Raw genomic sequence first — 13,080 nt, 5'->3', positions numbered from 1 at the left:
CCCTGACCACCGCAATCGCCCGCCCCGCTGCGCGAGATGAAAGCTCCGCGCGTCGGACGATTGCTCAACCTGCGCCAATCGGCGTAAACAACCCTAGGACTCCGGTCGCGGCTGGATGAAAGTTCAGGGGCAGGTCAGTCGGTCAGCCAGAAAAAATCGCTCATGTCTCCGCTCCGTTTTCGAAGCCGTGAATCATGTTGTTCACGCGAAATCAATGCATCCTGACCCTAGCCAAAATCGAAGTTTTTCAACAAAATCCGCCCATCGTGCAGGTAGACGCGAACGGCGTCAAGTTTCCTACGGGGCAAGCTGAAGAACATCATCAGTCAGAGTTTTTTAGAACTTGCAGTTGGTCCAATTCACCGGAATGCTGAAACATTAAAAGCAATTTGAGCCAAACTCAGATAAGTCACGGCCAAGATCGCGATCCCCGGTTTCCAATGTCATTCGTTCAAAGAACGGAGCATAAGCCACCGCTTCTGTCCGGGCGATTGGGCAGAAAAATTCCGTCAAAATCTTCGCCTCACACAGGTCGCTTCTGAAGCAGAAAGCGACCTGACTATAGAGATTGTCCAGAAGGATCAGCGGTTCACGGATATGGCGGTGAGCGCCGGAACGGAAAACATCTTGGCTCAACGCGGCGCGATAAACTCTTTCCGATATGCCACCACTGGACAACAGTTCAACCAATTGGGGATGCTCAACCCAAAAATCATGGAGATCCAACCGGGCACCTACATATCGTTCGCTGCCGTATTCCTCTATGTACGACAAAGATCTGCTCAATGCGTCCGTCTGTGCTATCTCTTCGCGTTCTTGAAAATAGCGGAGCCCACCGAAACAGATTGCAACGATACTGAAAACCTTGAAGCCAACATCAGCAATCATTTCCAATCGCGAAGAGAGTGCGCTCATGGTGCCCGCACCACAAGCCGACATCCCTGTGGGTAAAAAGCGACAAGATCTGCGGCCTCTGGCAGGACCTGATCGGTAATACACAGAAAATCTTCTCGGGTGAAGACGACGATTTCATCAGGGGTTTCACGGTCTTCGACAATTTCAATGTTGGGCGCTGCGTTTAAGGTCATCTCGATGAAGCTTAGGGTCTTTCCGGTTTGTTCCGATCCGCAGTCACCGGGCTTGATGAAAAGCGTGTGATCAGTTGAGGTCAGATATTGGGCGGCATTCTGCGCGAGACACTCAAGTTGCGCACCAGACAGCAAGAAGAATGCGTCTTCCTGAGCCGCTACAGAATTTGGCGCGAGGCTTGAGACAGCCAGAAAAGTCCAGATCAAAGGTCTCATTCAACAAAACCTTTCGCGGCTAGTGCCACAGCGTCGCCAGAGCTACCCACGCAGAATAGGCGCTTGGTTGATGTGACGTGCCAGCAATTCTCACTGAGCCAGCGATCTTCGGCCAAGCCTAGGGTTTGCCCGGCATCCCCAATCGCTTCGCGGTTGTCTGACGGTAGATCCCAAGCTTCGACCCTGCGAGCCGTTCCGCCATTAAGCATGTCTGCTTTCGCTTCTTTCGCGGCATTGCGCGCGATAATGGTCTCACTGCCCGAAGGCCAATGGAAATGCCAGCTTTCTTCAACTGTCAGATCAGCGTTTCTGACCTTTCTAATTTCCCATCGACACGGCTCGCTGTCCCTCACTTGACCCTCTTCAAACACTAGGCAGACAGCTTCCACTTCATGCCGCTGTTCAAAGCTATGCACGCGTTGCGGTGGCTCGCCGCTTTTGTCGACAAGAGAGGAAATCGGCGTGAGGGGATCATAAAATTGAAACGGGTAAACGCCCTCATACTCGGTAATATCGTGGATCGCCCGGTGCGTAAGCGGACTGTACCGATCATACTCCGATACAGGCGGATGCACGACGCGGCAGCGCATCGAAAGCTCACCGCGAAATCCAGAAGGAAGCGTCCCAACTGCGGTTGCGACGTCTGTTTCCATAACCACATCATCGGCTTTGGCGTAGATCTCCATCGGCTTGTCCTGCAGGAACGCTTCCTGGTTGTAGCAGGCGTTGACCACGGATGCCTGTTCCAGATTTGCGCGGGGTACGACAGGCGCGACCCCGATGCCCCAACGGGAAGCTTCTCCTACGGTTTTAACGTAGTGCATCTTGTCGCTGGGCGTCTGCAACATCCGCAGAACCAGGCTTCGCGGAAATTTCATTTCATCGCCGCGGCTCAGCAAGAATCCGATATTTGCGAGCGCCCCCTCAAAGGCCTGCTGCACAATCGCACCGGAATAGTCCCGTTCCGGTACCTCAATAAATGGTGCATGAAAGCCAAGTTTGCCCAATGGATGCAGCTGACGGAAGGGGATCGACCCACCGTCGCCTTTGGTGTCATTTGTGCCGCCCATGAAGGCCACCGCGCAGGCGGAGATACATTCGGCATCGCGTGGCACGGCGCTGCCAATCTGTTCCGCAAGCAGATATCGCGCAATTTCCACCCCTTCCGAAAAGCTGCCGCCGGGGCTGTCGAAACAGACTTTCCTCCAACTGTTCATTGAATTTGGATAGTACAGGCCGGTGTCTTCGGGGTGATCCGATGGGAATTCCGCCATCGCTGTGCGGATTTTCTCGGCATCACCTGCGGCGATCGGACCTTCCACAGACAGGTAACAGCGCATTTCCTCGTTCGGGGCCTTGGACACTTCTGCTGCCTGAGCGGCGGACGATGCCAGCAGGAAGGCTGCGAACAGGCTCGAAAACACAGGCTGATGACTAATCACAACTTCACTCTTTGATGTTCGGGCATGTCGACATTTTTAGTCGCAACACTCAATGTTGAGCAAGCTTCGATTTCTGCGCAGCAGCGTCCCAGTGGTTGTGTTTGGACGGATGACATCTGATCCCAGAGACGGAGCCTTGCCTTGAACATAAACAGGTCACTTCTCCCCTCAAATTGCTCAATAACACCGCAAAAATTCAGGTTTCGGTGATGGTTTCATCATGGAAGCGGCAGCATCTTCCGGATTGAGACTGTTTCCTCGTACTCCGGTCAGTGTGCTCTAGGTCTTGTTGCATGTCGAAAACAGTAACCCGTTCAAAAGGAACCGCTATGTACAATCCCTGCAAGCTAGGTCTGGCCACCCTTGCAATCTCAGCTCTGAGCGCGACATTCGCGTTGGCCGAACCCGTCAAGGTAAAAGTCTTTATCGGCACGATGTTCGAGATTGGCGAAAATACCGGTGATCGTGCAGGTGAGTATCAGCATTGGTTTGAAAACTACTGGACCGACGCCGAAGCGCAGGATGTTGCAGGTGCCTTCCGTCCGGTACATTGCAACGATGATGGCGTCTGCGGGTCTGTTCTTGGCATGGGTAAGGTCAATTCCTCTGCGTCCATGCAAGCGATCCTGCTGCATCCCGATTACGATTTTTCCGAAGCCTATTACCTGCTCTCAGGAGTTGGGGGCACTCCACCTTCAATGGGGACGATCGGTGATGTTGTGTGGGGAACATGGCTGGTGGATTATGACCTCGGCCATCGTTGGGCACCAGAAGAAGGCGAGCCCGGCGCGCCTGTCTTCATGCCGCGCTCAGGCTACGAAGAGTATCGCTTATTTGAAATGAACCCCGATTTAATCGCACAAGGTGTCGCACTTTCCGACGGCGTCGACTTGAAGGATTCCGAAGCTGCGCGTGAATATCGCCAGCGCTATCCACAGGATGCCGCGCAGGCTGCGCCGAGTGTGAAAACCGGGACGCATATGACTGGGGATACATTTTTTCACGGCCCCGGCCTGTCAGAAGAAGCTCAGTACATGGCCGATCTCTATGGTGCAGATGACTACATGATCACAGAAATGGAAGCCGCCGCAATCGCGCTGGTGATCAATCGCCAATATGGAACCGACCGGATCATGAGCTTGCGTGGTGCGGTAAACTTCGATCAGGGAAATCCAAATGAAACCACGCTCGAACATCTTGATCCGGCACCGGGTGAAACTGCCGGGGGCTTCGCTGAAACCGTCCAGAACATCACCTTGGTTGGTGCCCCGCTGGTAGATAAGATCGTCGCAGATTGGGAACAGTGGAAAGACGGCGTTCCGAAGCAAGTTGCTGACTGATCGTCAAATTTAGGCAGTGTTTCTCATTCGGCTGAATTCTAAAAAGTGTGGTGAATGGCAAAGCGCCTTCGCTGCGGGGCTCAAGGTTGATGTGCTACAACCTTAGCCTTGGGCAGCAGTTTGAGCGATGACATCCACCGCAGGAAGCGAAAGGGCACTCCAGTCAGGCTCGGGTTGGCCGTGGCGGAGGTCGGGAATTCCCCCCGAGCTCAACAAAAACAGTTTGTTGTGGTCAAAACCTCTCATCGAAACGGTTAGTTAAAAGCGTTGACGCACACTCCGGCCCCGGAGCTGACGTTGGCGCAGATCTCGCCTAACGGCAGCTCACAGCCCTTCTCACATCGCATTTCATTTAAATGACGAGACAGGAGATACACTATCTCAATATAAGCTTAGGTGCGATTAAGCTTTGCGATATTCTCCAACAGAGATTGCGGAACAAGCACAAATGGGCCTGGAACTTGGCTGTCTAACGCCGACTTTATCAATACCCAATCAGGCTCGTCAGGCCGCGAGCCCCGGCCCCCAATGCCAAAGCCCCTACTTTGAGCATGTTTGTAGAGGCCATACGCACACACTGCTGCAAACGCGGCGACGGCGATCACCATCCAAGGGATTGCCTTTAGTTCATCCTCGTGGGTGACTAGCTTCACCACTTCACCCTGAACAATTGAAATTTTGGCATCACTACTGACAACCTTGGAAAGTTCTTCAAAAAAACCAGAGAAAACTCTTTTGGATATATCCGTAGAGTTCAGCACTCCATCCGCTAGAGCATTCGCCTCAAAATCCGTAAGGCTTTTGTCCTTTTGCCCTTCAGGCCTAGCGTCATATGCTTGAGCGAATATGGTAGCTATTGTAGTTTTATGATGAACTATTCCCCACTTCTCCATGGTAAGAGAGATGGTTTCACTGCCCACAAAGAAATCAAGAAAGTCGTCCATATTTGCCTTTCAACTAAAGCCACATTGATGGGGTCAAATGCATGCAATTATACCAACTCCAGATTTAAAAGGCACTTAAACCTTCCCGTCAAGCGCATTTCGCTTTTAGTTCAGCCATGTGCCATTAGCTGTTAATAAATGAATGGCAGTTTCGTCCACTCCCCGCGCACAGCTGCCGTTCGTCCAAGCCGCAGCGAAAGCCCGCTTCCCGCCCTCCCTTCCCTGGGCGTGGCTCCCGGCCCTCACCAGTCATTGGCCAGGATCAGCATTGCCGCAGCGCGGCTTCCCCATACCGGACCTTCATGGCACCGCGCAGCATAGTCCAAGGCCCCAAGTGCAGCAGTGCGGACATTGCTGCAGTTGGCACTTCTGAGCTATCAAACGAACATGTCTAATTTTACTTCACCACAACCTTCAGCCGAATTCTCGCAAGTTTGGCGGCGCTCATTCGGTGAGACGCCGCCGCTCGGGCACGTTTTAAGATATGACTTTTTCGACTACTGGACGAGATTTCATGCACTCCCCAAAAGTAAGCGATATGCCGATACCGATAAAGAGTGGGACACTGTTTTATCTAGGGCCAACACACTTGCTCGCGAGTGTTTTGGAGATCATGCACGCGTATGGGTGGTAACTGGATGTTTCACTGACTCGACGCATAGAGACAATGACTTACCAGCCCGCATGCTAATGACTAAGGCCATGACTTGGATCGACGGCAGCGAAGATACTGCAGATCAATCCGAGATAACGTTCTTTGCGACGGTACATGATTGGAAACCACGATCTCTTGACGGATTGTTTAGTGAGATTGCAAACGACCAAGAAAGGGCAGTTCTATTCTCAGTGAACACTAAAACGGTGTTAGCGCCCTATAACGGAGGCTTCGATGTAATAAGCCTACGACCAGGCAAGATAAGTGATCTTGAAAGCCGGTATCGGACTTGGATGTCGAACAGATCAGACAAGTATTAGGTCAAAATGGGCTCGAACCGGACCTTCGCTGCGCCGCAGGGGCAAGCGCCTGATCGCCCCGCGCGGCGTAGCTTCCGGCTCTTACCGGACCTTGGAAGGCACCATCAACGCTGCGATGCAGCTAGCCCGAAGCGGTCGTCCATGTCTTGGTGCAGCATGTGCCGGGAGGCCAAGGTCAGCGATGCGGACAAAGCGCCAATTCGCTGCGACTGCGCCAATTACGGCTTTGAAGAAGCAGACACGGTTCTACCTCACCGGGAAGAGCTTTTTGAACTCTTCTGCGCCATTTCGAGAGAAGGTCACCACTCGCGTTTTCTGATCGCGTTTGGCCCAAGCCAACTTCTCGAACCGGTTGAGGAATGCACGGCCCAAGCTGCCCGCCAGATGTGATCTGCGCTCACTCCACCCGACAAACCGGAGCGCGCGCCTTACACAGACCCTCTACGTCGATCTCAAATTCCGAGGCGAATGCAGCACCTGAATCAGTCAGAATCAGCTCTTTACCATCCAGAACCAAATGGCCCTGCGCAATTAAGCTGTCGAACATTTGCGTGCCCATGTCCCCAGCTAAATGGTTGTAGCAAACTCGCGCCTGGCGCAGTTCCGCATCTCGGGGGCCAGTGCGCTTCCGCAGGTATCCCGAACCTGCCGCGAGCCCCATCAGCCCCTCAAGGACATGTGCCACCTCGTCGCTAGCGAGCGAAAAATACTTATGCCGTCCCTGCTTTCGGGGTCGCAGCAAGCCGCCCTCATCGAGCTTGGACAGGTGCGAGCTGGCCGTCTGGATCGTCACCCCAGCTTCTCCGGCTAGTTCGCTTACTGTCAGGGCTTTTCCACTCATAAGCGCGGTCAGCATGTTGGCGCGGGCCGGGTCGCCAATCAGAGCAGCGATATGTGCAATGTCTGGACCCTCCCTCATAGTTCGACCCTAATCGAAGCATCTGCGGTTGGCAAACGTCTAGGATCGGGAAAACACACTTAAAGGAATCCATGATGCTGACCTGTGTCATCCGCTACCACATCGATCCCACGAAGAAGGTAAGCGTTGCATCTGACCCCCTGATTGCCCTCTAAACCTGACCACCTCGCGTCCGGTAGTCTGCATCCGAACTACGATCGGAGGCGACTATGGCGAAACGTGAAGTCTGGGGGTTCCAGATCCGGACCTCCCCGTCGGGCAAAAGGATTTGGCCGAGCGAACTCAAACGCGAGGCGACAAGGCGCCTTCGGGAAGATGGCATGTCGCCTGGAGATGTCGCCGCCGAGCTGGATGCCCATGAATGTCTGGTGAGAAAGTGGTGGGTCGCTGATCGGCGAGAGCGAGGCGAGAAGATCTCCGTCGATGGGCCAGCCTTCGCTCAGATATCAGTCGAACCGGTTGTCGCGCCGGCGGCGCCCCAAACGACCGCTGCAGGTAATGGCTCAGCCGGCTCTGCTCATCTGTATGTGGGAGGGATCTGCCTCCAGTTTCCTTTGTCCATCGGCGAAGCAGACCTTCAAAAGCTGATCCGTGTTGCGGGGCAGTATCAATGATCGCGCCCTCTAGCAGCTATCGTATCTATCTGGCCACTCAACCTGTCGACTTCCGAAAGGGGATGGATGGGTTGGCCAATTACGTCATGACCAATTTCGAACTCGATCCCTTCTCCGGTGCGTTCTTCGTCTTCCGCTCGAAGGGGCGTGACAAGATCAAGGTCCTGATGTGGGACGGCACCGGCCTCGTGCTGATCTACAAGCGTATCGAAGGCGCGGGCTTCGTTTGGCCCAAACTTTCCGACGGGACGATGACCCTGACGAAGGCACAGTTTGAAGCTCTCTTTGAAGGGATCGATTGGCGCCGCGTCGTCTCGGCCGCCTATCACCACCCCTCCATTTTCAATAAAACAACCGCGGAGGTCGAGTGACATGGCGACGATCCCATTCATTCAGTGCAAGATTTTTCCCGTCGAGCAGACCGCGGACTACCTCGAAAAGCGCTTCATCAAGCACCTACGGCTACTGCGAAGTGGCCTGGTCGGCCAGCCGGCGCATGAAGTCGAACTGCTTGGAGTCGACAATCAGGAATTGCATGAGACGAGGATAACCCATCTCGAGAGGAGCAGGATCCAGAAACGCGTCAAGAAGCTTATTGCACGCCGCCAGGAAGCGTCAGGGATGGGCCATTTGCAGAGGGATGAACGGGAGCGATTGACCGCCTTGGCAGGCGGCGTTCGGCTTGCGACGGTGAAGACCGAACACCAAGCGGACGAAATCGCGGCGGCTCTTCACGATGAAATGCCCTGGATGGGGCCCGCGACCGAACAGGTCTGGAGGGCCATGCGCAGGTCGGTAAGAGAAGGCTCCATAGGTCTTCGCCTGCCGCCCATCCTGCTCGATGGCCCTCCCGGGATTGGCAAGAGCTTTTGGGCGCGGCGCCTTGGCCGCCTCTTGACCGTACCCACGACCGTTATCGAGGCAACGAATGAAAATGCTTCATTCGGTGTCGTAGGGTCCCAGCGTGGATGGGGAAGCGCCGGCCCCGGGCGTCTCATTTCCACGATCCTTATGGAACATGTCGGCAATCCGGTCATGGTCGTTGATGAGGTCGAGAAGTCTGGGACTGCGACGTCCATGTCAGGCCGCGCATTCGGACTGTCGGAGGCGCTGCTACCCCTGTTGGAGCCCTTGACCGCACGAAGCTGGAGTTGCCCATTCTATCAGGTCAAGTTCGACATGAGCTGGGTCATCTGGGTCCTGACATCCAACAACTACCACGCGTTGCCCGAGCCGCTTCTGAGCAGATGCCCACCGATATCCCTACGAGCGTTAACGACTGACGAACTGGTCATGTTCATCTGGCGCGAAGGGCGCAGGCAGGGCACCAGCGACGTGGCCCTGGACGCCGCTGTCGAAGCTTTCAAGCGTGCCGGCCAGGCAAGCCAACCGAGTCTGAGAACTGCGGCACGGGTGCTGCAAAGGGCAGCTGATCTCGAATGTCACCCCACGTTGCATTGAACCGATTTCACGCGCTCATCACACTAGGGAGGCGGCTTCGTGACTGAATTCGAGATCATCTTCGTCGTGTTTGGTATCGGCGCATGCATCGTTGGCGCCATCCAGGTCACCATCGCCTACCGCTCTTCGATACGAGATGTCGAACCAGATCCGGAACGTTTTCGGCGATTTGTGGAACGGGGAATGGAGCTGCGGCGGCAGGCCCTGGAAAAATCGCGAGCAACCGACAGGCCGTGCGACGACGTCACCGAGCCAAAGTCTGCAGATCTTCCCACGCAGCAAGCGGATACTGATTGAGCTCGTCGCGTATGCTGCGCCACTTCGGCATATTGTCGTCAAGGACCTTGATGAAACGCTCATCATGGCGCGGCGATATCAGGTGGGCGAGCTCATGCAGCAGTACGTACTCAATCGCCCCAACGGGTTTCTTGGCGAGCTCGAGATTAAGCCAGACGATTTTCTTGTCCGGATTGCAGCTGCCCCATTTCGTTTTCATGGGCCGGATGCCCCAGGTTTCGGTGGCAACGCCTAAATGCGATGACCAATGCTCGAGCCGTGGAGCCACGTGCTCCCTCAGGCGAGCCTTGTACCAATTCTCCAGCCAACGCCTGCGTACTGCAGGCGTTGTGTCTGCCGGCACCGAATAGCGGAGCCGGTCACTGCCGATGAGTTCGATCCGGTGGACCTTCTTGTCCCAATGGATCACATCCAGTCGAAGAGGCCGGCCAAAAACGAAGTGTGTCTCGCCGGAGACGTACTGCCGTTGCGTCTGGCGCTCCTGAGCTAGGAAACGGGCTTGCTTGCGACGAACCCAATCCATTCTCGTGAGGACAGCCAGCTTGACGGCATCGAGACTGACGTTCAGCGGGGCGGCAACTCTGACCTGGCCGTCAGGCGGATAGACACCGACATGGAGGTTCTTGATCGCCTTCCAGCGGACCTCGACCGGCGTCCCTCCGATAATGTGGTGTTCAGTATTCACCATGGTTCTTCAGTATCTGCAGTAGCGTATCCACAGTGTCGGGATCCGAAATCTCAGCTTCCAGGCAGCGTCTGACTTTCTTTTCTTTCATCGTATGACCGCGCCACCCGTGGGGGGCAGTCGCTCGTACAGCCTCGTCGACCCGGCGCGCTAGGGCCTCATCTTGTCCCAGGTTGTCGAACAACGCCTTCTGCCCGAGCGACTTCATGCTCTCAGGATAGGTGTTGCCATGCCCGGATTTCGCGGCCCTTACCAGCTCCGCGATCTTCTCCAAATACTCGGCATACTCAATCGCGCCACTCCGTCGCTGCGCCACCAGGTCAGTCAACAGCTCCGACATCTTCTCGTAGAACTTAGGGTTCACCGGTGTCTCGTCGATGATCAGCTTCCTGACGTTGTTCTCGATCGCCTCGGCAACATTCTCACGCTTGCGCTTGGAGGGCGCCGGAAGATCATCCTCGGCTTGGGCCCCTTTGCTATCGACCAGGTCAATCAGGCTGATGTCATCCAGGTGAGAGATGACCTGAGAGTCTTCGGCCCTGATGTAATTGTCGAGCAGGTGGCGCATGGCCGGCTCGTAGAGCTTCATGTCAACGGCATCGCCGCTGTGGAGCCGCACGGCATCGCGGATGCCGATGGCATGCTCGACCTCCTGGCGCATTTCCGCCAGCTCCAGCTCGTTGAAGTCCGATCCGTCCGGTTCGGCGGCGACGTTCGTGTAGGCACGTGCATAGCGCCCCGCCAACTTGTAAAGCGCTTGGCGGCGGCGGGCTTTTTCTTCCGCGTCGGGATCACTTTCGATGCCTTCGGGGCTGGAGAAATACGCGAAGAGCTCATCATCGCCCTTGGGTTGCTCGACCGCGTCGAGAAGCCCCAGCCAGGCATCGCGCGCTGTCCGCAGATCCGTGTCGGCCTGCTCGGCACGGTCCGAGATCAGGCCCTCGACATCCTCCTTGTCGAAGGCATCGAACGCTTCGGACGTATAGTCATCCACCGCGCTCTCGATGTTTCGGAATAGATCCTTGTAGTCGACGATGTAGCCGAAATCCTTGTCGTCGCCGTCCAAGCGGTTCACCCTGCAGATCGCCTGGAACAGCCCATGATCCCGCATCTGCTTGTCGATGTAGATGTAGGTGGCCGTCGGCGCATCGAAGCCGGTCAACAGCCGGCTCACCACGATCAGCAGCTTCATCCGCCCCGGCTCTTTCTTAAACATCCGTAGCGCCTCCTCCTCGTACTCTTCCTCCGACGTATCGCCGAGGAGATCGGTGTAGACCCGGTGGACGCGCTGCTTCTCAGTCTCGCCCATGCCGGTTTCTTCACCGGTGATTTCCGGGGCGGCGCGCTTGTAGGAGGTCACGATCGCGCACTTGTCGGCCAGGATTGACCCGGACTTACGGAAAATCTCGAAGAGCTCGCACGCCTCGGGGATGGAGCCTGCCACGAGCATGGCGTTCCCCATGCCCGCATTCAGGCGCGGCTTCATCTCCATATCCAGAATGATATCGTTAGCGATCTGCTCCAGCCGGTCACGGCTCGACAGTACACGTTGAAGCGTTCCCCAGCGTTGCTTGAGAGTCGCTTTTGCGATCAGGGTCAGCCCCTTTGTCTTGGCCTCGAACCAAGCGTCGATCTTCTCCGGCGCGCTGATCCTCTGATCGATGTCGCGGGCTTCATAGCGTAGGTCCAGCACCACGCCGTCCTCGACCGCCTCATCAAATCGGTAAGGCTTGCCGATGTAGGGACCGAAGGTTTCAAGCGATGTACCTTTGTCGGATTTCAGCAGCGGTGTACCGGTAAAACCGATGAACATGGCCTTGGGCAGCACCTTGCGCATCGCCATGGCCAGCTTGCCGGACTGAGTGCGGTGTGCCTCGTCGATGAAGACGAAGAACTCTCCCTTGGGCGCACCGATGTTGGCGTTCTGGATATCAGAGATCAGACCTTCCAACTCCCCCTCTTCCTTCTTGCCGAACTTGTGGACGAGGGAGCAGATGATGCGATCCGTCGGATCGGCGAGTGCGGCCATCAGGTCGTTGCCCGATCGCGCGCGCCGCACCTTGTCGCCGGTATTGCCGAAAACGTCCTCGATTTGGCTGTCCAATTCCTTGCGGTCCGTGACCACCAGGATGCGGCCGTCCGGGTACATTTCCCGGATCCAGCGCGCCAGCATCACCATGATCAGGCTCTTTCCCGAGCCCTGGGTCTGCCAGATGATACCGCCCTCGCGCACTGCCACGCGTTCCTGAGCCGTCTTCACGGCGAAATACTGGTTCGGGCGGGCGATTTTCTTGATACCCGCATCGAACAGTGTGAAGTCGTGGATCAGCTCGAGGAACCGCGTCGGCGCTATCATCTGCGTCACGTCTTGGTCGAGGCGGGCGGAGATCTCGCTCTCTTCCTTCCAAGCCAACCAATAGGGTTGCGGTGTCTTGATCGGGGCGTAGCGCAGGCCTTCGCTATCGTTGCCGGCAAAAGTGATCTGCACTGTGGTGAAGAAGTGCCGGATGAACTCAGGCCGTTGGTTATCGAGCGTCTGGCGGATGCCTTCGCCCACGCCCACGGTGGACTTCTTCAGCTCCACCACGCCAAGCGCGATACCGTTGACGTAAAGCACCAGATCGGGCCGCTTGTTCCAGGCCTTGGCGTCCTTGCCCTTGATCGACACCTCTTCGGCCACGCCGAGGTCATTGGCGCCCGCATTACCCCAATCGACAAAGCGCACGGTGACGGGAGCCTCGCCTGGGCCGGGGGCGATGGCCACGCCGTAGCGGAGCATGTCGTAGAAGCTCTGGTTGGCCTCGTAGAGCTTGGTGCCCTCCATCCGCGCCTCGCGTTCAAGGCGGGTGATGGCCTGGGTGATGACCTCGGGCGCGTAGCCGCGCGCCTCCAGCCATGGGCGGAGCAGCGAGGGCTCGATATTGGCGTTGCCCTCACGCTTTTGCCAGTCACCAAGGTAGCGCCAGCCGAGGCCGCCAGGGGTGCCGGATGTGTCCCCACACAGCAGGTCGATGACCCGGTTCTGGGCCTTGCGTTCCGCCTCGCCGATCTTGCTCATGGGGCACTCCGTTCTGGAAAAGTCACTATTGGGAAATGTCG

13 protein-coding genes are annotated in these 13,080 nt (G+C 56.3%); 6 read left to right on the top strand and 7 right to left on the bottom strand.

The annotated features are described in order from the left end of the window. Positions 1-378 precede the first annotated feature (378 nt). The 3 genes from GGQ68_RS23265 to GGQ68_RS23255 are packed head-to-tail and all read right to left on the bottom strand — an operon-like array spanning position 379 to position 2,746. Entirely contained in the window at positions 379-915 is a 537-nt protein-coding gene (locus GGQ68_RS23265; protein WP_183970280.1) for a hypothetical protein, read from the bottom strand. Continuing rightward, complete coding sequence (locus GGQ68_RS23260; protein WP_183970278.1) at positions 912-1,304, bottom strand: hypothetical protein; 393 nt, start codon at positions 1,302-1,304, stop codon at positions 912-914. The genes GGQ68_RS23265 and GGQ68_RS23260 overlap by 4 nt, the downstream gene beginning before the upstream one ends. After that, on the bottom strand, positions 1,301-2,746 hold the full coding sequence (locus GGQ68_RS23255; protein WP_183970276.1) for a COG3904 family protein: 1,446 nt from the start codon (positions 2,744-2,746) through the stop codon (positions 1,301-1,303). Before GGQ68_RS23255 ends, GGQ68_RS23260 begins: the two co-directional genes overlap by 4 nt. A gap of 293 nt (positions 2,747-3,039) precedes the next feature. On the opposite strand from GGQ68_RS23255, the gene GGQ68_RS23250 reads away from it, so the two are divergent. Continuing rightward, on the top strand, positions 3,040-4,086 hold the full coding sequence (locus GGQ68_RS23250; RefSeq protein ID WP_246429529.1) for a purine-nucleoside phosphorylase: 1,047 nt from the start codon (positions 3,040-3,042) through the stop codon (positions 4,084-4,086). 392 nt (positions 4,087-4,478) lie between these two features. Here GGQ68_RS23250 and GGQ68_RS23245 read toward each other — a convergent pair whose 3' ends face one another. Then, positions 4,479-5,030 carry a hypothetical protein gene (locus GGQ68_RS23245; RefSeq protein ID WP_183970274.1) on the bottom strand — a complete coding sequence of 184 codons (552 nt, stop codon included), beginning with the start codon at positions 5,028-5,030 and terminating at the stop codon, positions 4,479-4,481. A gap of 387 nt (positions 5,031-5,417) precedes the next feature. Here GGQ68_RS23245 and GGQ68_RS24950 point away from each other — a divergent pair, with 387 nt between their 5' ends. Next, positions 5,418-6,005: a DUF3885 domain-containing protein gene (locus GGQ68_RS24950; RefSeq protein ID WP_425502997.1), complete on the top strand. Its 588-nt coding sequence runs from the start codon at positions 5,418-5,420 to the stop codon at positions 6,003-6,005. 397 nt (positions 6,006-6,402) lie between these two features. Here GGQ68_RS24950 and GGQ68_RS23240 read toward each other — a convergent pair whose 3' ends face one another. Then, positions 6,403-6,924, bottom strand: a complete 522-nt coding sequence (locus tag GGQ68_RS23240) for an ArsR/SmtB family transcription factor (protein WP_343056067.1) — start codon at positions 6,922-6,924, stop codon at positions 6,403-6,405. A gap of 209 nt (positions 6,925-7,133) precedes the next feature. Here GGQ68_RS23240 and GGQ68_RS23235 point away from each other — a divergent pair, with 209 nt between their 5' ends. Genes GGQ68_RS23235 through GGQ68_RS23220 form a run of 4 tightly spaced genes read left to right on the top strand, consistent with a single transcriptional unit; the run spans position 7,134 to position 9,296 of the window. Next, the gene (locus GGQ68_RS23235; protein ID WP_183970272.1) at positions 7,134-7,538 is read left to right on the top strand and encodes a hypothetical protein; all 405 of its coding nucleotides are present in this window, start codon (positions 7,134-7,136) and stop codon (positions 7,536-7,538) included. After that, positions 7,535-7,909, top strand: a complete 375-nt coding sequence (gene tnpB, locus GGQ68_RS23230; protein WP_183970270.1) for an IS66 family insertion sequence element accessory protein TnpB — start codon at positions 7,535-7,537, stop codon at positions 7,907-7,909. The genes GGQ68_RS23235 and tnpB overlap by 4 nt, the downstream gene beginning before the upstream one ends. A gap of 1 nt (position 7,910) precedes the next feature. Further along, the gene (locus tag GGQ68_RS23225) at positions 7,911-8,999 is read left to right on the top strand and encodes an AAA family ATPase (protein WP_183970268.1); all 1,089 of its coding nucleotides are present in this window, start codon (positions 7,911-7,913) and stop codon (positions 8,997-8,999) included. A 39-nt stretch (positions 9,000-9,038) separates the two neighbouring features. Next, positions 9,039-9,296 (top strand): hypothetical protein, encoded by a 258-nt coding sequence (locus tag GGQ68_RS23220; RefSeq protein ID WP_183970266.1) that lies wholly within the window; start codon positions 9,039-9,041, stop codon positions 9,294-9,296. Here GGQ68_RS23220 and GGQ68_RS23215 read toward each other — a convergent pair. Then, complete coding sequence (locus GGQ68_RS23215) at positions 9,244-9,984, bottom strand: M48 family metallopeptidase (RefSeq protein WP_183970264.1); 741 nt, start codon at positions 9,982-9,984, stop codon at positions 9,244-9,246. The genes GGQ68_RS23220 and GGQ68_RS23215 overlap by 53 nt on opposite strands. Further along, complete coding sequence (locus GGQ68_RS23210) at positions 9,971-13,039, bottom strand: type I restriction endonuclease subunit R (RefSeq protein WP_183970262.1); 3,069 nt, start codon at positions 13,037-13,039, stop codon at positions 9,971-9,973. Before GGQ68_RS23210 ends, GGQ68_RS23215 begins: the two co-directional genes overlap by 14 nt. Positions 13,040-13,080 lie beyond the last annotated feature (41 nt).

Origin of the sequence: Sagittula marina, assembly GCF_014196795.1 — a bacterium.
GTDB lineage: Bacteria > Pseudomonadota > Alphaproteobacteria > Rhodobacterales > Rhodobacteraceae > Sagittula > Sagittula marina.
The sequence above is the reverse complement of the archived record's forward strand: the minus strand, read 5'-3'. Positions and strand labels throughout refer to the sequence as shown.